Annotated in this window: 19 protein-coding genes; 7 read left to right on the top strand and 12 right to left on the bottom strand. The window is 61.9% G+C overall.

All coding sequences use genetic code 11. From position 1 onward, the window contains the following. The first annotated feature begins 2 nt into the window (after positions 1–2). A complete protein-coding gene (locus tag LHL23_RS12710; RefSeq protein WP_027255769.1) occupies positions 3–458 on the top strand; it encodes a DUF411 domain-containing protein in 456 nt (151 codons plus the stop codon). Between the two features lie 223 nt (positions 459–681). On the opposite strand, the gene LHL23_RS12715 is transcribed toward LHL23_RS12710, so the two are convergent. From LHL23_RS12715 to LHL23_RS12735, 4 genes are all read right to left on the bottom strand, one after another. Beyond that, positions 682–1191 carry a L,D-transpeptidase family protein gene (locus LHL23_RS12715; protein ID WP_035919395.1) on the bottom strand — a complete coding sequence of 170 codons (510 nt, stop codon included), beginning with the start codon at positions 1189–1191 and terminating at the stop codon, positions 682–684. A 63-nt stretch (positions 1192–1254) separates the two neighbouring features. Continuing rightward, positions 1255–3606, bottom strand: coding sequence for a heavy metal translocating P-type ATPase (locus LHL23_RS12720; protein ID WP_193747985.1), 2352 nt, complete (start codon positions 3604–3606; stop codon positions 1255–1257). Between the two features lie 490 nt (positions 3607–4096). After that, positions 4097–4762: a L,D-transpeptidase gene (locus tag LHL23_RS12730; protein WP_036797386.1), complete on the bottom strand. Its 666-nt coding sequence runs from the start codon at positions 4760–4762 to the stop codon at positions 4097–4099. Between the two features lie 707 nt (positions 4763–5469). Then, positions 5470–6123, bottom strand: a complete 654-nt coding sequence (locus tag LHL23_RS12735) for a cytochrome c biogenesis CcdA family protein (RefSeq protein WP_082023080.1) — start codon at positions 6121–6123, stop codon at positions 5470–5472. A 134-nt stretch (positions 6124–6257) separates the two neighbouring features. Between LHL23_RS12735 and LHL23_RS12740 the strand changes: the two genes are divergently transcribed. The 3 genes from LHL23_RS12740 (at position 6258) to LHL23_RS12750 (ending at position 10211) form a co-directional block, all read left to right on the top strand. After that, positions 6258–7286, top strand: a complete 1029-nt coding sequence (locus LHL23_RS12740; protein ID WP_027236523.1) for an IS110 family transposase — start codon at positions 6258–6260, stop codon at positions 7284–7286. Between the two features lie 1150 nt (positions 7287–8436). After that, positions 8437–9087, top strand: a complete 651-nt coding sequence (locus LHL23_RS12745; RefSeq protein WP_226430115.1) for a PAS domain-containing protein — start codon at positions 8437–8439, stop codon at positions 9085–9087. A 263-nt stretch (positions 9088–9350) separates the two neighbouring features. Next, on the top strand, positions 9351–10211 hold the full coding sequence (locus tag LHL23_RS12750; protein WP_226430116.1) for a DMT family transporter: 861 nt from the start codon (positions 9351–9353) through the stop codon (positions 10209–10211). A 23-nt stretch (positions 10212–10234) separates the two neighbouring features. Here the strand turns inward: LHL23_RS12750 and LHL23_RS12755 are convergent, their stop codons facing one another. From LHL23_RS12755 to LHL23_RS12785, 7 genes are all read right to left on the bottom strand, one after another. Then, complete coding sequence (locus LHL23_RS12755; RefSeq protein WP_226430117.1) at positions 10235–11155, bottom strand: nucleoside hydrolase; 921 nt, start codon at positions 11153–11155, stop codon at positions 10235–10237. 16 nt (positions 11156–11171) lie between these two features. Then, positions 11172–11855 carry an aminoacyl-tRNA hydrolase gene (gene pth / locus LHL23_RS12760; protein WP_226430118.1) on the bottom strand — a complete coding sequence of 228 codons (684 nt, stop codon included), beginning with the start codon at positions 11853–11855 and terminating at the stop codon, positions 11172–11174. A 78-nt stretch (positions 11856–11933) separates the two neighbouring features. Beyond that, the gene (locus LHL23_RS12765; RefSeq protein WP_226430119.1) at positions 11934–13175 is read right to left on the bottom strand and encodes an NAD(P)/FAD-dependent oxidoreductase; all 1242 of its coding nucleotides are present in this window, start codon (positions 13173–13175) and stop codon (positions 11934–11936) included. A gap of 138 nt (positions 13176–13313) precedes the next feature. Next, positions 13314–13949 carry a 50S ribosomal protein L25/general stress protein Ctc gene (locus tag LHL23_RS12770; RefSeq protein WP_222478949.1) on the bottom strand — a complete coding sequence of 212 codons (636 nt, stop codon included), beginning with the start codon at positions 13947–13949 and terminating at the stop codon, positions 13314–13316. A 135-nt stretch (positions 13950–14084) separates the two neighbouring features. Next, positions 14085–15251, bottom strand: coding sequence for an alpha-hydroxy acid oxidase (locus LHL23_RS12775; RefSeq protein WP_222479725.1), 1167 nt, complete (start codon positions 15249–15251; stop codon positions 14085–14087). A 139-nt stretch (positions 15252–15390) separates the two neighbouring features. Further along, positions 15391–16182 (bottom strand): tryptophan synthase subunit alpha, encoded by a 792-nt coding sequence (gene trpA / locus LHL23_RS12780; protein WP_222478947.1) that lies wholly within the window; start codon positions 16180–16182, stop codon positions 15391–15393. Between the two features lie 92 nt (positions 16183–16274). Beyond that, positions 16275–16772 (bottom strand): acyloxyacyl hydrolase, encoded by a 498-nt coding sequence (locus LHL23_RS12785; RefSeq protein WP_222478945.1) that lies wholly within the window; start codon positions 16770–16772, stop codon positions 16275–16277. A 222-nt stretch (positions 16773–16994) separates the two neighbouring features. On the opposite strand from LHL23_RS12785, the gene ychF reads away from it, so the two are divergent. The 3 genes from ychF (at position 16995) to LHL23_RS12800 (ending at position 19026) form a co-directional block, all read left to right on the top strand. Beyond that, positions 16995–18092 carry a redox-regulated ATPase YchF gene (gene ychF, locus LHL23_RS12790; protein ID WP_226430120.1) on the top strand — a complete coding sequence of 366 codons (1098 nt, stop codon included), beginning with the start codon at positions 16995–16997 and terminating at the stop codon, positions 18090–18092. Positions 18093–18277: 185 nt separating this feature from the next. After that, on the top strand, positions 18278–18655 hold the full coding sequence (locus LHL23_RS12795) for a DUF2237 family protein (RefSeq protein WP_226430121.1): 378 nt from the start codon (positions 18278–18280) through the stop codon (positions 18653–18655). Positions 18656–18681: 26 nt separating this feature from the next. Continuing rightward, positions 18682–19026 carry a lysozyme inhibitor LprI family protein gene (locus LHL23_RS12800; protein WP_226430122.1) on the top strand — a complete coding sequence of 115 codons (345 nt, stop codon included), beginning with the start codon at positions 18682–18684 and terminating at the stop codon, positions 19024–19026. 69 nt (positions 19027–19095) lie between these two features. On the opposite strand, the gene trpB is transcribed toward LHL23_RS12800, so the two are convergent. After that, on the bottom strand, positions 19096–20355 hold the full coding sequence (trpB, locus tag LHL23_RS12805; RefSeq protein ID WP_226430123.1) for a tryptophan synthase subunit beta: 1260 nt from the start codon (positions 20353–20355) through the stop codon (positions 19096–19098). Positions 20356–20768 lie beyond the last annotated feature (413 nt).

Here is a 20768-nt window from a genome sequence, read left to right on the forward strand (position 1 = left end):
CCATGAAACGACCGATCGCCGCCCTGGCATGTGCTCTTGCCCTGCTCCCCGCCGCACAGGTGCTGGCCCAATCGACGCCCATTGAGGTTAAAAAGACCAATGGCTGCGGTTGCTGCCTCGCTTGGATGGAACATCTGGGGGAAAGCGGGTTTGTTCCAAGCGGAAAAAACATGTTCGCAGGGCTGCTCGTGCGGTTCAAACTCGACAACGGTGTGCCGCAGCGCATGGTTTCTTGCCACACAGGTCTCACCGAGGGTTACGTAATTGAGGGGCATGTGCCCGCGGCCGACATTCGCAGGCTCCTTGCCGAGCGTCCCGACGCAGTGGGTCTTGCCGTACCCGGCATGCCGCTCGGATCGCCTGGTATGGATCAGGGCAGCTGGCGAGAGGCTTACGATGTGTTCCTTATCAACAATGACGGCTCGACCGAAGTCTACGCCAGTTACCCCGGCAACTGATCAGCACGATTGCACGCGGGCTGAGAACGGAGCTGTATTCCTCTGTTCGCCTGGCCGTTCAGGCTACCTTGCAACCAAATCACTTGATGATCACAGACCGGTTTCGTTTCTACGGACGGAGTATACCGATGCCTGCGAGGTGATCGTGATGGTGTTTGCAATCTCGGCCTTCAATGCCGCAATTCAAGCACCATTTGCGTGACTGCCCGCCGTCGAGCGCGGTCTATGCATATATTTCGATGGGCGTCCCGTCCCGCACCATTGCATAGACCTCTTCGATCTGGCGGTCGGACACAGAGATACAGCCTGCGGTCCAGTCGCGTTTGTTCATTGGGTCAATGCCCCGTCGCGGCCCGCCATGGATGAAGATGTCACCACCCGGAGATTTGTCTTGCGCCGCTGCAAATGCGATGTCCGCCTCGTTTGGATAAGAGATGCCGATGGAGAGGTGGAACAGACTGTCAGGATTGCGCCGGTCAATGAGGTAGGCGCCTTCGGGTGTTCGTCCATCCCCCTCAAATTGCTTATGACCTTCCGGTGCAAACCCCAGCCCGACCGGGTAGGTGCGCAAAACACCCTCAGCGCCATCCAGAACAAGCAAACGTTCTGATTTGTAGAGCCGCAAACGGGTAACTTCGGGCCCGGTATAACTACGGAACTTGCTTGCACAGCCGGATAGGAGGACGGCAATGCCGCCCAGTAGAATTCTGCGTCTCGGGATTCTGTTGATCATCGCTGCTCGGTGCCATTATTGACGGCTTGTTACCACAACCCTAGTTGAAGGGCCGGCACCAAATCAATGACCATGTGCCAAAGCGCCCTTCGCCATTTGTTCACCTGCTGGCTCGCCGCCTTCCGGCGGCGACTTGTGGCGGCCGTCCGCGTTCAGAAGCCGCAGCGCATTGGCCACCACCAGCAACGACACACCCACGTCCGCAGCAATGGCCCCCCACATCGAGGCCATTCCGAATGCAGTCGCCACGACAAAGGCGGTTTTCGTCGCTAACGAAAGGCCGATATTCTGGCGGATGATGCTCATCGTGCGGCGCGAATGGGCAATCAGCCACGGCACCTTGGCGATGTCATCTGTCATCAGCGCGATGTCCGCCGTCTCGATGGCCGCGTCCGAGCCTACGGCGCCCATGGCGATGCCGTAATGCGCCCGCGCCATGGCGGGGGCATCGTTTACGCCGTCCCCAATCATGGCAACAACCGAATGGCTGTCCACCAGTTCCTCGATGGCGGTTACCTTGTCTTCTGGCAGCAGTTCAGCGCGAACCTCGTCGATACCGACTTCGGCTGCTACCGCGCGCGCCGTGCGCTCGTTGTCGCCAGTCAGCATGACAACGGTGTTGACACCCTGTGCGTGCAATCGAGAGACGATGCCTTTGGCGTCAGGCCTGATCCGGTCGCGCAGTTCAAGAACGCCCAACACGCCCGTCTCGTCGCCCAACGCGACCAGCGTCGCCCCCGCCCCTTCGATCCGGTCCCGCAACTCATCAGGAATGGCATCCCCAAAACCTTTCTCCGCGGCGAACCGGTCAGAACCAAGCCAGACGGGCCGGTCACCCATGCGACCTTCGAGCCCTCGCCCCGGCACCGTGCGGGTATCCTCCGCAGCGGCTACTGAAACGGCGTCCCGCCCGGCGCGCTCGAGGATAGCGCGCGCTAGCGGGTGCGAGGAGCGCATCTCCAGCGAAGACGCCAGCGCAAGCAGGTCCCGCGCCTCCACCATTCCAAGCGGATGGATTGCCGCAACCTCCGGTCGGCCCTCGGTGATCGTTCCGGTCTTGTCCAAGGCCAGCGCCGTCGTGCGGCCAGGTGCCTCGACATAGGCGCCGCCCTTGATCAGCACGCCCGCCCGCGCCGAAGAGGCCAGCGCCGCAACGATCGAGACAGGCGTCGAAATCACCAGCGCACAGGGGCAGGCGATGACCAGGAGCACCAGAGCATTGTAGAACCAGAAGCCCCATGCGCCGCCAGCAAGTGGCGGAAGAACCGCGAGAGCGATTGCCAGTGCCATGACTACCGGCGTGTATATCCGCGCGAACTTCGCCACCCACTGTTCCACAGGAGCGCGGCGGGAATGCGCGTCGCCAACCATGCGTATGATTTTCGAAAGCACTGTGTCCGATGCCTTCTTCGTTGCCCGCACAGTAAGAGTGCCTTCACCGTTGATGGTGCCGGCATAGACTTCGTCGCCCGGTTCCTTTGGCACCAGAGCGCTTTCACCGGTAATGGGGGCCTGATCAACAGCACCCGCTCCCCCTACGACTTCACCGTCAAGCGGAATGCGGTCGCCGCCGCGCACAATGAATTTTGCATTTACAGCTACCGCGGACGCTGGAACCTCCGCTTCCGATCCATCGTCATAAAGCACCCTTGCCGTGGGGGGCGCGAGGTCCAGCAGCGCCGAAACTGCGTTCCTCGCCCGGCCGACACTCCAGTTTTCGAGATAAAGCGAAAGCGAGAAGAAAAAGGCGACCGTCGCGGCCTCGAAGAATTCGCCAAGGCCGATGGCGCCGGCCACGGCGACGACCATCAGGAGGTTCATGTCGGGCGAGAACCGCCGCGCTGAGGACCACGCCTTGGGAGCGACGAGCCAGACGCCAAAGAGGATCGCAACCGCGAAGAGTCCGGCTTCGGCCATCGGCATCGGTCCCTCCCCATGACCAGCGAACAGCCCTATAGCCCCGCTCATACCGGTCTCGACGATGTGGTAGAGGAAACCTGCTGCCCAAAATCCGCCACTCAACGCGGTGAAGCGCCATTGACGTGCCAGATGCGCTGCCTGATCCTTCGCTGCGTTCTTGACGTCCCAGGGCTTCGCACTCATCCCGGTACTAGCGACCAACTTGGTGACCTCGGAGTCGGATAGTGCTATTGCGGTATCAAGGATCGTCATGCGTCCGTTGATCACGTCAAACGCCAGGTGCTCGGTTCCGCCCACACTCGGACCCACGGCCCGGTTCAGAATTGCCACCTCTTCGGCGCAATCGAGTCCGGAGACCTGGAAACTGCGCCCGTTAGCAGGGGGCGGGCCTGCCGGACCAATGTCCCCGCAGGTTGAAGCACCGCCGCAGCAGGCAGATTCATGATCCTGCGTGCAGGTGCTATTGTCATCGTTACGGCGGGTTTCGAGCGGCATAGGCGGACCTTCAGATTCGACGAGATCCTTCGAACCTAATTCCTACAGCACCTAGAGCTTCAAGTGGTCAAACGCGTTTTTTCGCTAGACGCTCAAATGCGCCGTAAATGCGAGGGTCCGACCTCTGGCTTGTGGCGAAACATACCGTATGCCAGATTGCCGACGGGAAACAAAAAAGCAAACGGCAGAGGTTCAGATGCAGAAACGAAATGCGGCAATCGTGGCCACAATGCTAATTCTGGCAGGATGTTCTTCCTCTACTAGTGTCTCCGGCAACGCCGCAACGCGGGTCGGAAACGTGCCTGACGCCGTCGTTGATCTCGCGGCTCCGGGACAAAATCTTGCGTCTGCACGGCTTCTGCCTGAAGACGGCTGCTACTGGTATGAGCATAGCGGGCCAGTTGAAACCACGTTGCTGCCGCTTAGAACAACGGCGGGAAACCCGATCTGTTCGAAACCAAACGCATAGATTAGGTCACCAACCTCCCCCTCAACTCCGTGAAGTGATGCCGTCTTCGGCCTCATACAGATAGGCCGTCGAGCCGGTTTCCACGTTTGGGTAGAGATCGTTGATATGCGCCATAACCATGCGGACGCATCCTGAACTCGCCCTGCCACCGATCGAACGCGGCCAAGGCGTTCCATGAATACGCAGGTAGGTATCGCGGTTTCCAACAAACAAATAGAGAGCGCGGGAACCTAGCGCGTTCTTGGGGCCTGGTTCCTGCCCGTCTGCATACTGGGAATAGGCCTCCGGGTCGCGTTCGATCATGGATTGAGTAGGCGTCCAATGCGGCCACTCAACTTTTCGCCGGATGGTGTAAGTGCCAGGTTCGTACAAATTGCCACGGGCTATGGCCACACCATAGCGCATGGCAGTTCCCCCCTCTTCAATGTGGTAAAGGTATCTCGCAATGGCATCGACATGGATGTCCCCCGGCACCAACCCGTCGTTTGCAACGACCCGGGTGGGAAGGAAACGTTGGTGCAGCCCCCATGGATTAGACGTTGCCGGATCATAGTTTGGCGGTGTGATTTGAGCGTCCCAATTTGCCTTCTGTGTGGCAGTCGGCCAAGATCCGGCCCACACCGGTTCTGCGATTGCAGTAGAGAACAGTGCTGACGAACTTGCGACAAAATGGCGTCTCGTAATCATATCTGAGATTTTCTCCTGTGCCCTTTGATTGCTTCAAATTACCCCACTCCGATAAGAGCTACAGCTACTAAAGGGTCAAGGGGTTTCTGAGGCCAGCGTAGATTTCTGGACCGAGCTATTTTTGCTTACTGTCCCAACCTGGCAAGGCCTCCGTGGGTAGGGAAAACTGATCAGTTCATCACATGGAGGTTTCTGACAGAGAAGTTGAATGGCAGATTTCGGCCCATTGCGCCACGCGGTGGCTTCGATGGCAGGGCGAATATCGGCGTGTTCAAGTCACGGCTCGTTCAAGTATTCTGACCTTAGAGACGGGGTAGTTGTGCCAAAATCGATTCAGAGCCATTTTGAATGCCTATGACGCGTCCCGACATCATGCCGATTGACACGCAGACCGTTGTAATAGACGTGGCGCAGCTCTTGTACCGTACCGGATAAGTCTTGACACTCCAGCGCCGGAAAGCTGCATTGTGTCTGTCAATGAACCGGAAGCTGATCATTGATGTCCCTTTTTATACGGGCGAGGCGGACTACGGCCAACTCGCCCGGAACGTTCATGCGCTGGATCCAACCGCGAGGATCGACTGGGCGGCCGACTGCCGGCTCGTGCAGATAGAATCCAACTCTAGTGCCGGCCTTGTACTCGCGGTGGTGGAACAGACAGGTTTGATCCCAGGATCGGTGCTAGGAGTTTGACAATCATTTGGCTGCTAGCCGATCCGCCCGAGGACCGGAAAGACATCGAGCAGCCAGTAGGACAGCGCGGTGAGCTGCCCGGTCATCATCGCAAGCCCCATCACGACCATGACCGCGCTCGCGGCCTGATGCAGGCGGCACCCGACCCGTCTGGCGCCTTGCAACCGGCCGACAAGCCGATCGGTGAAACCCGCAACAATCAGGAACGGCACGCCAAGGCCTGCAGAATAAATCGCCAGTAGCAAGACCCCTTGCCCAACCATGGCGCTCGCCGCACTGGCGGTGAGGATCGCGCCGAGAATTGGGCCAATGCAGGGGGTCCAGCCGAAGCCGAACGCGAGGCCCAGAACATAGGACGCGGCCGGCCTGCCGCCGGGGACGTCGAGATGGAACCGAAGATCCCGTTCCATGGCGCCGATCCGCGCCGCGCCGATCATGAACAGCCCGAACAGAATCACGATGCCACCGCCAACGAGGTTGAGTTCATAACGCCACCGCAACAGTGCCTGACCCAGGGCCGTTGCCGAAGCCCTGAGTGCCATGAATATCGTTGAGAACCCGAGCACGAAGCAGAGGTTGAGCCAAAGGGTCTGAGCCCGGCTGACCTCTTCGACATCACCAGCAGTGGCTGGAAAGCTGCGATGAGCGTGCCGCGGTTGCGAGCGAATGCTGCGTCAGCAAACACCCGAAAAGGCAACGGCTGCAAAGTTCCGCACTGTGATGGAGTGGATGCCCCTCCCGACGGCATCGTGATGTGCCATGCTGGTACTGTCTTAACAGACCAGAAACAGAGGAGGCGACAATGGAAATGGTTGCGATCATAGGAGTAGATTTAGCAAAGCGTAGTTTTCAGGTGCATGGGGCAGCGGCTGACGGCAGTGTTCTGTTCCGCAAAAAGCTGTCTCGGGCGCAAGTTTTGGCATTTTTTGTACAACAACCGAATTGCACAGTTGCTATGGAAGCTTGTGCAACCGCGCATGACTGGGGGCGTCAGATCGAGGCACTTGGCCATGATGTGAAATTGATACCGCCCATCTATGTGAAACCTTTCGTCAAACGGCATAAGAATGATGCGGCTGATGCAGAAGCGATTGCCGAGGCTGCGTCACGTCCAACGATGCGAACAGTCGCCGTGAAAACACATGAGCAGCAAAGTCGGGCGGTTTTGTTCCGGACACGTGACCTGCTTTTGAGGCAACGCACGCAGCTGATCAACGCCCTGCGGGCTCATCTCGCCGAGTTTGGCCGGGTGGCACCAAAAACGACGACAAATATCAAAAGTCTGAGGGAAATCTTGGAAGATCCCGAGAACGGTCTGCCAAAAGTGGTGACAGATGTTGGATCAATCTACCTTGGTCAGATCGCTACACTAACAGAACAAATAGGCAGGCTTGAAAAGCAGGTACGCATCGAAGCGACAAGAGACGATAACGCACGCCGTCTCCAGACCATGCCAGGCATCGGTCCGATAACTGCAATGGCTGTCTCGGCCTTCGCCCCACCTATGGAAATCTTTCGTCGGGGTCGGGATTTTTCTGCGTGGGTAGGGCTGGTACCGAAGCAACACTCGACCGGGGGAAAGCAGAAATTGGGCCGAACGTCGAAGATGGGGCAGAGAGATATCCGCAGGCTCTTGGTCATCGGTGCCATGTCCGTAGTGAGGATGGCGATTCACAAGGGTGCCCCTGAAGCATCTTGGCTCCAAAGGATGCTCGCAAGAAAACCACGTATGGTCGTCGCAATTGCACTCGCAAATAAGATGGCGCGCAGGTTATGGGCCATGTTGGTGAAACACGAAGATTACAGAGACCCGGCTATCGCCGCCGCGTAAGCGTTGCGATGGCCGGTACGTCGGGAATGTGAGGAGGTCTTTGAGTGTAAGGGCAAATGATCGGAAAGATCGGGTTCAGTAAAACCAGGAACTCACACCGGGATAATCAACCCGCCACTGTGATGTGGAACTGAACCGCGTATCTCCATACCGGCCAGCGGCGTCTGAAACGCCGCATAAACAGGCCTGACAGATGACCGCATCCGTTCACATTCCCAAACGCTCAAAAAACAACTTGCATTAAAGGGGGCCTCCACAGATGAGTTGTGGCAGGGATGGTGAAAGTTAGTTTCTGATCTCCCCGGCAGCTTCCATCCGACGGGTCGGCACGTTCCTGCAGTCTGCCCGCATCAAAAAATGCCGGATCCTGGTTCCGCATTGAGCATCGCCGCGCCAATGGTTCAGAAAATCACCCGCTTCGGAAAAACACACCCCAGTACTAATTTTTTGCTCTTCCACGTCCTTCAAAAGAAGCTCCGTCGCACGCCTATCCGGCGTCCCCCGTCCCCAATGCACGTGCCGGTCAAGCCAGCTATTTCGGGCCCGGCCACCTTCAGCCCGGTCATTGGATTAAGTAAGAGAACTCAACAAGTACCGCCCTTTCCCCTTCATGGAGTGAATGCCGTACTGCCAACGTGATGATGAATGAGGTCAGCCAGTGCAGCTCCGCATGCTCAAATGAGAAGATCAGGACAGACTGATGGGCTTTCCAGCAGGGAACATCCGCTGACCGGGTGCGGTAGGCCTACTGCGAGCAAACCTGTGCAAAATCCGTGCAAAGGGGTACGTGTAGTCTGGTTTTTCCGATTGTTTTAGAGGTGTTATCTGTTGGGTGCATGCCCCTTAGCAGGGGAGCGCCTTCGACCACTCGGCCACGTCTCCGCTGACTCGTATATTTGCCGCAACTCAGAGAAACAAGGCGTTTTTTCAAAAATCTTCCCCCACCGGCAAAATAGGGATTCTCGGCCAAATCCCCGGCAATTCCGCAGAACTGCCGGAGATCCGGGCGCCGGCTGCCGCCCGGCATGAGTTCTTCCCGCTCAGGGCATCCGACCGCGGAAACAACGGCTCGAAGAGCCGTCTCGGCTGGGAGAGCGGCGGCGTGTTGCGGCACCCATCGGCGCCGGAAGTGCCAGCTTCGGCAGGCAGCTTGTCCACAGCCGGGTTGCTTTCCAATCCCCCCGAAAAGGCGCGAATTCACATTTCAGTTGAAAGAGGAAACCGCCGGCACCAATTTTCGGCAATGGCAGCATATTTCCCCGACCAGAGCCCTTTCGGCGCCCTCTTCGGCGCCTTCGAATTGAGCAGCGTCGCGCTGTGCCTTGCGGATACTACCAAGCCCGACAGCCCGATCGCCGGCGTCAATGCCCCCTTCTGCAGCCTTGCCGGCTACGATGCAGAAGATGTGCTGGGGCGGAACTGCCGGTTTCTTCAGCCCAAGGAAGGCGCCGGACCGGTGCGTGAGCGCATGCGCGCCTTTCTTGCGGACCCTACCGCGGGCCAGTCCCGGTTTCTGCTTGCGAACATCCGCAAGGGCGGCACCAGGTTCCTCAATCTGGTCTTCATGGCAAAGCTGATGCGCAGGGGCAGGCAGGTGGCCGTTCTGGGATCCCAGTTCGAGGTCAGGAGCCGCAACAACACGCTGGCATATCTGTACGACCGCGCCCTGACAGAGGATTTGGAGCGGATCAAGCAGGACACCATGGAACACGATCTGGTATTCCTCGAAAACTTCAAGACGCGTGCCTCAGCGCAGGCGGTCATTGCGCAGCCCAGGCTTGATACCAGCGGGTTTCATTGACGGCCAAGCCGGGCAGTTGGCACGCCCGGTCCAGACCCGCCAGCCGCAGCCCCATCAGGCAGCGAGACAGTCAGCCAGCGCCCGGCCCGCATGCAGCCGCGCCGTGCCTTGCTGTGCTGTCCTGTCCTGTCCTGTCCTGTCCCGTGGGATAGCGCGCTGTATTGCTCCGAGAACCAGTACAGTTTTACAAAACTGTACTCCTCTGTACCTGTCTCCTGCACCGCCGCAGCCGTAGAAAATCCCAAAGGCAGAGGAGAGAGATGATGCAGGCTTCGTTTTCAGGCTGGGGCAGCGGGCTGCTGGGTGTTGTGATCTTCAGCGGATCGCTGCCCGCCACCCGCGTCGCCGTGGGCATGCTGGACCCGGTGTTCCTGACCTCTGCCCGCGCCGTCATTGCGGCCCTCCTCGGCGCCGCGCTGCTGCTCCTGCTGCGCCAGCCCTGGCCGCACCGGCAGGACCTGGCGTCGATTGCCGTGATTGCAGCGGGAGTTGTTATCGGTTTCCCGCTGCTCACCGCGATGGCGCTCCAGCACATCACCGCCGCGCATTCGACCGTGTTCATCGGCCTGCTGCCGCTGGCGACCGCGATCTTCGGCGTTATCCGCGGCGGCGAGCGGCCCGCCCGCCTGTTCTGGCTGTTTTCCATCCTTGGCAGCCTGGCTGTGGCGGGCTTTGCCCTGTCGCAGAGCGCCGATGTGTCGCTGACCGGCGACGCGCTGATGCTGGCCGCAATCACCTTGTGCGGGCTGGGTTATGCCGAGGGCGCGCAGCTGTCGCGGCGGCTCGGCGGCTGGCAGGTGATCTCCTGGGCGCTGGCGCTGGCGCTGCCGGTCATGGCGGTAACCGCCTTCGCCGTCCGGCCCGGGACCTTTGCGGATCTGACGCTGCCGGTCTGGATAAGCCTGGGCTATGTCTCGATGTTCTCGATGCTGATCGGCTTTGTGTTCTGGTACCGCGGCCTGGCGCTTGGCGGCACCGCGGGCGTCGGGCAGCTGCAACTGCTGCAGCCGTTCTTCGGGCTGATCCTCGCGGCCGTTCTGCTGTCGGAGCAGATCGCGCCGCCCATGCTCGGCGCCACGGTGTTTGTGGTGCTCTGCGTGGCCGGGGCCAAGCGGTATGCGTGACGGCCCGCTGGCCGCCAGGCTGGTTACGGCAGCAGCGCCAGGCGCTTGAGGAACAGAGCCTTCACCGCATCTGCCTCGACCGTCATGCAGACCTTGACCGGCTCCCGCCCGCTGTCAGGCGCGGCCAGGGTGGCACCGGAGGTTTCGCCCTCGCAGGACACTTCAAGCGCCACATCGCGCATCCCGAACAGCTCCGGGTTGGTGCAGGCGATCACCGCCGCCGGATCATGCAGCGAGCAGCCGTTCTTGCCCGCGACCTCCAGATAGAACTTGAGGTAGAAGTACGACATCTTCTGCAGCATGCCGCCCAGGTCCGGCGACTTGGCGGCAATCGTCTCGAAATCCTCAGCCATGCAGAGGATGCGGTGGGTGACATCCAAGCCGACGAAAACCACCTTGGCGCCGCCCTGGCAGACCACATCCGCCGCATGCGGGTCGTGGTAGATATTGGCCTCCGCATGCGGCGTGATATTGCCGCCCTCCTCCAGAGAGCCGCCCATCACCACGATGGATTTGACGTTCTTGATGAACTCCGGGTCGCGCTGCATCGCCAGCGCGATGTTGGTCAGCGGGCCGATCGGGCAGACCACCAGCTCACCCTTGTGCTCTCGCGCCATGCGGCAGAGGAAATCCGCGGCGTCCTCCTCCAGCGCTTTGCCCTTGGGCTCTGCCGCCGGGATGTCGCCAAAGCCCTCGTCCCCGTGCACATGGGAGGAGGGCTTGAACGGCGGCAGCACCAGGGGCGCGGTGGCGCCTGCGGCCACCGGCACATCTAGCTCCGCGGCTTCCAGCAGGCGCAGCGCGTTGCGGGTGGCCGTTGCGGTTGTCACATTGCCGAAGATCGTCGTCAGGCCCAAGAGGTCGATGTCCGGGGCTGCCGCGGCATAGAAGATCGCCATCGCATCGTCGATGCCCGGATCGGTATCGATAATCAGTTTCACCATCTGCCTGTCTCCCGGCTTACTTGAACTTGTCCATCAGTTTTTCCAGCGGCGAGCGGGTGTCCGGCGCCGGCTCCTCCTTGGCAGCTTTGTCCGCCTTGGCCTCCGCCTTGGGCGTGCTGTTGGAGCTGCGCGGCGGTGCGACCCTCAAGGCAACGGCATTCATGAACTTGCCGCCGTCCCCCTTGGCCAGCTCTGCCGCGCCGTCGGAAATTCCGCGCATCAGGTCGTCCAGCCAGCCCTCATCCGCCTTGGGAAAGTCGCGCAGCACATAGCCCGCCACCGCGTCTTTGTGGCCCGGATGGCCGATCCCCAGCCGCACCCGGCCGTAGTCCGCCCCGATGTGCGAATGGATCGAACGCAGCCCGTTGTGGCCGGCATGGCCGCCGCCCTGCTTGATCCGCGCCTTGCCCGGCGCCAGGTCCAGCTCGTCATGCAGCACCACCACATCTGCGGGCGTCAGCTTGTAGAACCGCATCGCCTCACCCACCGACTGGCCGGAGAGGTTCATGAAGGTCTGCGGCTTCAGAAGCAGAACCTTCTCGCCGCCCAAGACCCCTTCGCAGATCAGCGCCTGGAACTTGGACTTCCAGGGGGAAAACCCGTGATCGCCGGCAATCTGGTCCAGCGCCATGAAGCCGATATTATGGCGGTTGCGCTCATATTTCGGGCCGGGATTGCCAAGGCCGACAAAGAGTTTCATGGGGGTCCTGCCCGATCTGCGTTTCAAGGAAACCGAGTGATGCCCTATTTGGGCAGCGGAATCCAGAGCCGCGCGGTGTCAGGCAAAGGACCGGTCCGGCGCATAGGGCGCCAGATCCACATTCGGCTGGCGGCCTTCCGCCAAGTCCGTGATCAGCCGCCCGGTAATGCCGCCCAGGGTCAGCCCGATATGCTGGTGGCCAAAGGCGTAAAGCACCCGGTCCGACTGCGGGCTGCGGCCGATGACCGGCAGTGAATCCGGCATCGTCGGGCGGTAGCCCAGCCATTCGCTGCTGGGCGCGGGCAGCGGCCCCAGCATCTCATCCCCCTTGTCGGCGATATACGCCAGCCGGTGCTTGTTCACGGGGGCATCCAGCGCCGCGATCTCCACCGTGCCGGTCAGCCGCAGGCCCTTGGCATGGGGAACAGCATAAAACCCGGCCTCACCCCAGCCCACCGGCCGCGTCACCCTATGCGCCTCGCCTTCGTACATCACGTGATAGCCGCGCTCAGTGCCAAGCGGCAGCTTCTTTGCTCCCGCGTCGTCTATGCGTTTAGAAAAAGCGCCACTGGCAATCACCGCATGGCCTGCGGTGACACTCTGCCCGCCGGCCTGCAGCGCCACCCCAGTGCCCGAGGCCCTGACCGCCTCAACCCTGGCCCGCAGGGTGGTGCCACCGAGATCCGTGAAGGCGTGGTGCATCCGGGTGATGAACTCCAGCGGATCGCGCAAGCTGCGGGCGGCATGAAAATGCACCGCTCGCTTGATGGGCAGATGCAGCCCCGGCTCCATCTCCTGCGCTTCCTCCGGCTCCACCTCGCGCCACGGAACGCCCAAGGCGCGGCGGCGCTCCAACCCATCGCTGGCAGCCTTGGCCGCCTTCTCCGTCGACCAGACCGACAGCTGGCCGCGCTCCACCACCAGATCCTGCGCGCCTGCCGCCTCGATCAGCGGATTGATCCCGGCATCGGCGTGCGAGAGCAGATCTGCCAGATGGCCCGCGATCCGCCGCGACGGACCGGGGCGGCAGTTTGCAAGGAAGGACAGCATCCAGCGCGGATTGCGCAGCGCATGGGCATAAGACAGCGACAGCGGGCTCTCCTTGGAAAACATCAGGCTGGGCAGCGAGGTCAGCACCGAAGGGTCATTCACCGGCAGGCAGGCATAGGTCGCCAGCGTGCAGGCGTTGCCATAGCTGGTCCCCGATCCCGGCTCCTCCGGGTCGATCAGCAATACTTTGTGGCCGCGCATCTGCGCCCACAGCGCGCAGCTCATCCCCACGATGCCCGCGCCCGCAACGGCGATATCGTAGTCCGCCATCCCCGGTCCTCCCTGTCCTCAGGCGTGACTGGGACAGCGGCACGGGCAAAAGTCAATCACCTGCAGACAGCCAGCGCTCAAAAGAAAACGGGCCCCCGATTGGGAGCCCGTGAAACCGTTGCCCGATGGGCGCGGTTCTTATTCTTCAGCAGCTGCTTCTGCTTCTTCGCCTTCTTCGCCTTCTTCATCGTCGGAAGAGGACAGGCCGGCCGGTGCTGCGATGTTCGCAATCACGAAGTCGCGGTCGATGGTCGGCTTGGCGCCTGCGGGCAGGTCCACGGACGAGATGGTGACCACGTCGCCGATGTTCAGGCCTTCCAGGTCCACAACGATCTTCTCCGGGATGTCGCCGGCGGTCACGCTCAGCTCGACTTCCGGACGCACAACGGTCAGCATGCCGCCTTTTTTGATGCCGGGGGCCTTGTCCTCGTTGATGAATTCAACGTGGATGTACAGGTTGATCTTCGAGGTGCGGCGCAGGCGCATCAGGTCGAGGTGGGTCGGCAGGTCCTTGACCACATCGCGCTGAACGTCGCGGCAGATCACGCGCACGTCGTCGTGGCCTTCCACTTTCAGGTTCCACAGAGTGGACTTGAACTGGCCGGCTTTCAGCTTTTTCAGCAGCTCGTTGAACGGAACCTGGATTGCCAGCGGCTCTGCATCGCCACCGTAAACCACACCCGGAACCATGCCTGCGCGGCGCGCAGCGCGAGCGGCGCCCTTGCCCGTCCCCGCACGTTCCTGGACTACGAGATCAGGAATCTCTTTTGCCATCTTAACTCTCCAATATGACTACCGGGGTGCCTCCAAGGCTGTCACCCCGCGTGAAGCCGTGCCTATAGACCGGTTGCCGCGGTTTGGGAAGGGGCAAAGCCCCCCGAAAGCCCCCTGCCCGCCCTGCCGGGGGCACTATTCCTGCCAGCGGCCGCCGAAATCCTCGGGGATCAGCAGATTGTGGCGCCCCAGCGCCTCCACCGAGCGCTCCCCGCAGAGCGCCATGGTGGTGTCCAGCTCCTTGCGAATCACCTCCAGCGCCGCGGTGACGCCCTTCTGCCCCATGGCGCCCAGGCCATAGACAAAGGCGCGTCCGATCATGGTGCCCTTGGCGCCCAGCGCCAGTGCCTTCAGCACGTCCTGGCCGGAGCGGATGCCGCTGTCCAGATGCACCTCGACGTCGCTGCCCACGGCGTCCATGATCTCCGGCAGCATCCGGATCGAGCTGAGCGCGCCATCCAGCTGCCGCCCGCCGTGGTTCGACACCACGATGGCATCGGCACCCAGCTTGGCAGCCATGCGGGCGTCCTCTGCATCCAGGATCCCTTTCAGGATCACCTTGCCGCCCCACATCTCCATCAGCTTCTCGATCTTGCCCCAGTCGAGCGACGGATCGAACTGCTCCGCTGTCCAGGCGCCCAGCTGCGAAGTGTCGGAGACGCCCTGCACATGGCCCACGATGTTGCCGAAGTTGCGCCGCTTGGCGCCCAGCATCTGCAGGCCCCAGGTCCATTTGGTCATCAGGTTGGCGATGGTGGCCGGCGTCAGCTTCGGCGGGGCGGACAGGCCGTTCTTCAGATCCTTGTGGCGCTGCCCCAGGATCTGCAGATCCAGCGTGATCACCAGCGCCGAGCACTTGGCATCCTTGGCGCGCTGGATCAGGCGGCGGATATAGTCCTCGTCCTTCATGGTGTAGAGCTGGAACCAGAACGGCTTGGAGGTCGCTTCCGCCACCTCCTCGATCGAGTTGATCGACATGGTCGACAGCGTGAACGGCACCCCGAACTCTTCCGCCGCGCGGGCCGCCTTGATCTCGCCGTCGGCGTGCTGCATCCCCGTCAGCCCCACCGGCGCCAGTGCCACCGGCATCGCCACGTCCTGACCGATCATCCGGCTGGCAGTGGTCCGCCCCGCCATATCCACCGCCACCCGCTGGCGCAGGCGGATTTGCTCGAAATCCGAGGTGTTCTCGCGGAAGGTCTGCTCCGTCCAGCTGCCGCTCTCCGCATAGTCATAGAACATCCGCGGCACGCGGCGTTCATAGATGCGCTTCAGGTCGTTGATATTGGTGATCACCGGCACTGGCTTCTCTCCCGATCTCATTTGGTAAAATTTCTTTACCAATTCAAGCCAGCAAAAGCAACGCCCCGTTTGCCGCACCCCTGAAACGCAAAAAGCCGCCCTGATAGAGCGGCTTTTCAGATCTGATTGTGTCAGAGCGTCACCCCATGTGGGCACCGTCCGCCAGCGACTTCACAAAGGCCAGCACCTCGGCCGGGGATTTGCCCGCGCCGATCTGGCTGACGATGGCGCTGCCCACCACCGCGCCATCCGAAATAGACGCGATGTTCTGCGCCTTCTCCGGCGTGTTGATGCCAAAGCCCACGATGATCGGCAGATCGGTCGCGGCCTTGATGCGTGCAACCTCGGGGCCGACGTCGCCGGCCTCGGCTTCTGCGGCGCCGGTGATGCCGGTGATCGAAACGTAGTAGACAAAGCCGGAGGTGTTCTGCAGCACCTTGGGCAGGCGCGCGTCGTCTGTGGTGGGGGTCGCCAGGCGAATAAAGTTCAGCCCCGCCTTCTGCGCCGGGATGCACAGCTCGTCATCCTCTTCCGGCGGCAGGTCCACCACGATCAGCCCGTCGATGCCGGCGGCCTTGGCATCCTCCAGGAAGGTGTCCACACCGCGGCTGTAGATCGGGTTGTAGTAGCCCATCAGCACAATTGGGGTGGTGTCGTCGCCCTTGCGGAAATCCGCGGCCAGCTGCAGCGTCTTTTCCAGCGTCATGCCGCCGTCGAGCGCCCGCTGTCCCGCCAGCTGGATGGTCGGCCCGTCGGCCATCGGATCGGTGAACGGCAGGCCCAGCTCGATAATGTCGACACCGGCGCCCGGTAGCCCCTTCACCACCTCCAGCGAGGTGTCGTAGTCCGGGTCGCCCGCCATCACATAGGTGACAAAGGCTTTCTTGCCGGCGGCATTCAGTTCGGCGAATTTGGCATCGATACGGGTCATGGGCGGGCCTTTTGAAATCTGTCCGCCCCGGTGTGCCGAATGTTGCGCGGGAAATCAATCCCGCGCAGCCGGGCCGCCTGCCGCGGCCCGGCTCAGCCGCCCAGCGGAATGTGCCAGCGCAGCGTCAGCGAGTTCACGCCCGGGTTCTCATCCGCGGTCGAGGCGTTGGACTTGTGGCTGAACGCCAGCGACACCGCCTTGCCGTTCTGGAACCGCTTGCCCACCGCCAGCAGGCTGCGGATTTCAAAGGCGGATCCCAGGTCGTTGCCCGGCTCGTTGTCGTGATAGGCGCCGGGCATCACGCTGGTTTCGAGGAACCAGTCGTTGTTCAGGTCCAGCACGCCGCTGATGCCGACACCGGCAAAGATATCGCCGGTCTCCTGCACCTCCAGCGTGGCGCCGAAACGCGCCGACAGCCGGCCGCGCTCGTGAAACGGCGCGTGCAAGTAGTCCACCGCAAACATGGCGCCGTCTTCCGCCCCTTCGCGATGGTAATCGGAGTACCCCAGTCCCAGAGTCACTTCCTGCGCAGCCGCAGGCAGCGCCATCGACGCCGAAACTGCAGCCGCCAGTATTGTTGTCTTTTTCATTTCCAGCCCCTCGGAAAAATAATGACTTTTGGCCAAGCTTTTTTCAGCACTCTTCTAAAACTCCCTAAATTTTTTCCAAGGGCCTTATGAAAAATCAGTGTGCATACTGTCTGTGAAGCGGAACACAGATGGCGACTGTGGCAGTTCTGCCAGCCATACATGGCTTGCGCGGGCCTTCAATGCTGCCTAGAAGCAGCTCCCAAATGGCATCAGGAGGCCGCAATGGGCTTTAAAATGGGAATCGTCGGCCTGCCCAACGTGGGCAAATCGACGCTGTTCAACGCGCTGACCAAAACCGCCTCGGCGCAGGCGGCCAACTTTCCGTTCTGCACCATCGAACCCAATGTGGGTGAGGTCGGCGTGCCGGACGCGCGGCTGGACAAGCTGGCGGCGATTGCCGGCTCCAAGCAGATCATCCCGACCCGGATGACCTTTGTCGACATCGCGGGCCTTGTCAAAGGCGCCTCCAAGGGCGAGGGCCTGGGCAACCAGTTCCTGGCCAACATCCGCGAAACCGACGCCATCGCCCACGTGCTGCGCTGCTTTGAAGACGGCGACGTGACCCATGTGGACGGCCGCGTCGACCCGGTGGCCGATGCCGAGGTGATCGAGACCGAGCTGATGCTGGCGGACCTCGAAAGCATCGAGAAGCGCCGCGCCAACCTGGTGCGCAAGCTGAAGGGCAACGACAAGGAAGCCCAGCAGCAGGACCGCCTGCTGGCCGCCGCCCAGGCGATGCTGGAAGACGGCAAACCCGCCCGCCTGGTCGAGGTCGATGCCGAGGACGCCAAGGCCTGGAAGATGCTGCAGCTGCTGACCACCAAGCCGGTTCTCTATGTCTGCAACGTGGGCGAGTCGGAATCGGTCGAGGGCAATGCCCATTCCGCCAAGGTCGCGGAAATGGCCGCGGCGCAGGGCAACAGCCATGTGATCATCTCCGCCCAGATCGAGGAAGAGATCAGCCAGCTGGAAGCCGATGAAGCCCAGATGTTCCTGGAGGAAATGGGCCTGGAAGAAGCCGGCCTCGACCGTCTGATCCGCGCGGGCTACGAGCTTCTGCACCTGGAAACCTATTTCACCGTCGGCCCCAAGGAGGCCCGCGCCTGGACCATCCGTTCCGGCACCGCGGCGCCGCAGGCGGCGGGCGTCATCCACGGCGACTTTGAGAAGGGCTTCATCCGGGCCGAAACCATCGCCTACGGCGACTTCATCGCCCATAACGGCGAACAGGGCGCCAAGGAAGCCGGCAAGATGCGCGCGGAAGGCAAGAGCTACATCGTCAAGGACGGCGACGTGCTGCACTTCCTGTTCAACACCTGATCCGCATTTCAGAAAAGATCCAATCCGCCCGCCGGCCCCGCTGCTGGCGGGCGGATTTGTTTCCGCAAGGGCGGGACTGACCGGCGGCATCCAGTCAGGGGGATCGCCGCCCCGGGGCGGAATTCCGGGACGGGACGCGAATTTGCACTACTCTTACCCGGGCACGTACAGAAAGCAGGGCTTTCATGGAAAAAGATGACAGTATCAACGTTCTGGGCGGGCCGCTGGAGCCTTGCTCGAACGCACCGGTCACCGGATTCTTCCGGGACGGCCATTGCAACACCTGCGATCAGGACCACGGCAGCCACACCGTCTGCGTGGTGACCACGGCCGAATTCCTGGCCTTTTCCAAGTATGTCGGCAACGACCTGTCGACGCCGCTGCCGGGCCTGAATTTCTCCGGCCTCAAACCCGGCGACCGCTGGTGCCTGTGCGCCGCGCGGTTCCTGCAGGCCGCCGACGAGGGCTGCGCCCCCAAGGTGCAGCTGGAGGCGACCCACATCCGGGCGCTGGACGTGGTGCCGCTGAGCGTGCTGCAAAGCTACGCCGCCGATCCGGCCTGAAACACCCGCGGAGAAGGAGACCGGACATGATGCGGATCCTCTTCCTCTTGGCCGCGTTCTGCCCCGCTGCGGCATCCGCGCAATCCACCTGCAATGGCCAGACCCAGATCGACGCCAATTTCTGCGCCAAGGAAAAATGGCAGATTGCCGACAATGAGCTGAACCGCCTGTGGAAGCAAGTAAAGCCGGCGGCGGATGCCCGCGGCACTGGCCAGGCCTTGCTGGCAGAGCAGCGCGCCTGGCTGAAACGGCGCGACGCCACCTGCCTGCCGGAGCGATCCTCGGGCGGCAGCGCGGCGGCGATGTTCTACTGGGCCTGCATGGAGGAGGAAACCCTGCAGCGCAATCAGGTGCTGCGGTCGCTGCGGTAACCCGGATAAAGAAAAGCCCCGGATTTCCCGGGGCTTTCTTTATTGATGCAGATGCGGAACCCGCCTGCCTTATTCCTCGAATGTGCGGCCTTCCTCGGTGTCGGACATGTCGAACCCCAGGTGCTTGGCAACGGTGAACACGTCCTTGTCGCCGCGGCCGCACATGTTCATCACGATGATGTGGTCTTTGGGCAGGTCCGGCGCGATCTTGGTCACATGGGCCAGCGCGTGGGAAGGCTCCAGCGCCGGGATGATGCCCTCGGTGCGGCAGCTGAGCTGGAACGCCTCAAGCGCTTCCTTGTCGGTGATCGAAACATACTGTGCGCGGCCCGTTTCATGCAGCCAGGAATGCTCCGGCCCGATGCCCGGGTAATCGAGGCCCGCGGAGATCGAGAATCCTTCCTGGATCTGGCCGTCCTCGTCCTGCAGCAGATAGGTGCGGTTGCCGTGCAGCACACCGGGGCGGCCGCCGGTGAGCGACGCGCAGTGCTGCATCCGGTCATCAACGCCCTTGCCGCCTGCCTCTACGCCGATGATGTTGACCGACGGATCGTCCAGGAACGGGTAGAACAGGCCGATGGCGTTGGAGCCGCCGCCGATTGCGGCGATCACGGTGTCCGGCAGGCGGCCTTCGCCTTCCTGCTCCGCCAGCTGCCAGCGGACTTCCTTGCCGATGATCGACTGGAAGTCGCGCACCATCGCCGGATAGGGGTGCGGGCCGGCCGCAGTGCCGATGCAGTAGAAGGTGTCGCGCACGTTGGTCACCCAGTCGCGCAGCGCGTCGTTCATCGCGTCCTTCAGGGTGCCGCGGCCGGAGGTGACCGGGATCACCTCGGCGCCCAGGAGTCGCATGCGGAACACGTTCGGCGCCTGGCGTTTTACGTCATGGGCCCCCATGTAGACGATGCATTTGAGCCCGAACTTGGCGCAGACGGTGGCGGTGGCCACGCCGTGCTGGCCGGCGCCGGTTTCCGCGATGATGCGGGTCTTGCCCATGCGCCGTGCCAGCAGGATCTGGCCCAGCACGTTGTTCACCTTGTGCGCCCCGGTGTGGTTCAGCTCGTCGCGCTTCATGTAGATTTTGGCGCCGCCCAGCTCAGCGCTCAGGCGCTCGGCGTGGTACAGCGGGCTGGGACGGCCGACGTAGTGTTTCCACAAGGCGTCCATCTCGGCCCAGAAGGAGGGGTCGTCCTTGGCCTTGTTGTATTCTTCCTCGAGGCTCAGGATCAGCGGCATCAGGGTTTCCGACACGAAACGCCCGCCAAAGATGCCGAAACGGCCGTTTTCATCCGGACCGTTCATGAAGCTGTTGAAAAGATCGTCGGCCATGGTTCTTCCCTCACTTTCGCAGCGCCCGCCATGACTATAGCGCGGCAGCGCCTTGGTAAAGGGAGATTGCGCAACCGGTTCGATCCGGCCAGGGCCCCTGCCCTGCCGGTGTGTTCCTTTTTTGCTATGGTCTGCTGCCTGTCCTTCAGGCTGGAAGGTGTAGATTGGCGGCGCCGCCAAGGGGCGGAGGCGGGACGGGAGGTTCCTCCCGCACGCTGAACGTTGTCTCTGCGCGCCCTTGCCAAAGGGCCCTGTTCCAAGGTGCCGGGGGTGTCAGGCCCGGCGGTGACCGCGATCAGGGGAGAGTGTGGCATTGGCCGCTTAAGATCAGGTGAGGCCAGCGCACGCAGGGTGCGCAACACCTCGGGCACTGCGCCTTGGGACAACCGCTAGACAGTGAGTATTTTTGGAAA

Source organism: Leisingera sp. McT4-56 (genome assembly GCF_020514995.1).
Classification (GTDB): Bacteria; Pseudomonadota; Alphaproteobacteria; order Rhodobacterales; family Rhodobacteraceae; genus Leisingera; species Leisingera aquaemixtae_A.

Bases quoted from the DNA above. Each gene is read 5' to 3' on its own strand.
- LHL23_RS12800 (WP_226430122.1), top strand. From the start codon at position 18,682: ATGATGCGGATCCTCTTCCTCTTGGCCGCGTTCTGCCCCGCTGCGGCA.
- LHL23_RS12715 (WP_035919395.1), bottom strand. From the start codon at position 1,191: ATGATCAACAGAATCCCGAGACGCAGAATTCTACTGGGCGGCATTGCC.
- LHL23_RS12740 (WP_027236523.1), top strand. From the start codon at position 6,258: ATGGAAATGGTTGCGATCATAGGAGTAGATTTAGCAAAGCGTAGTTTT.
- LHL23_RS12750 (WP_226430116.1), top strand. From the start codon at position 9,351: ATGCAGGCTTCGTTTTCAGGCTGGGGCAGCGGGCTGCTGGGTGTTGTG.
- trpA (WP_222478947.1), bottom strand. From the start codon at position 16,182: ATGACCCGTATCGATGCCAAATTCGCCGAACTGAATGCCGCCGGCAAG.
- LHL23_RS12710 (WP_027255769.1), top strand. From the start codon at position 3: ATGAAACGACCGATCGCCGCCCTGGCATGTGCTCTTGCCCTGCTCCCC.
- LHL23_RS12755 (WP_226430117.1), bottom strand. From the start codon at position 11,155: ATGGTGAAACTGATTATCGATACCGATCCGGGCATCGACGATGCGATG.
- LHL23_RS12770 (WP_222478949.1), bottom strand. From the start codon at position 13,949: ATGGCAAAAGAGATTCCTGATCTCGTAGTCCAGGAACGTGCGGGGACG.
- trpB (WP_226430123.1), bottom strand. From the start codon at position 20,355: ATGGCCGACGATCTTTTCAACAGCTTCATGAACGGTCCGGATGAAAAC.
- pth (WP_226430118.1), bottom strand. From the start codon at position 11,855: ATGAAACTCTTTGTCGGCCTTGGCAATCCCGGCCCGAAATATGAGCGC.
- LHL23_RS12730 (WP_036797386.1), bottom strand. From the start codon at position 4,762: ATGATTACGAGACGCCATTTTGTCGCAAGTTCGTCAGCACTGTTCTCT.
- LHL23_RS12785 (WP_222478945.1), bottom strand. From the start codon at position 16,772: ATGAAAAAGACAACAATACTGGCGGCTGCAGTTTCGGCGTCGATGGCG.
- LHL23_RS12720 (WP_193747985.1), bottom strand. From the start codon at position 3,606: ATGCCGCTCGAAACCCGCCGTAACGATGACAATAGCACCTGCACGCAG.
- ychF (WP_226430120.1), top strand. From the start codon at position 16,995: ATGGGCTTTAAAATGGGAATCGTCGGCCTGCCCAACGTGGGCAAATCG.
- LHL23_RS12795 (WP_226430121.1), top strand. From the start codon at position 18,278: ATGGAAAAAGATGACAGTATCAACGTTCTGGGCGGGCCGCTGGAGCCT.
- LHL23_RS12765 (WP_226430119.1), bottom strand. From the start codon at position 13,175: ATGGCGGACTACGATATCGCCGTTGCGGGCGCGGGCATCGTGGGGATG.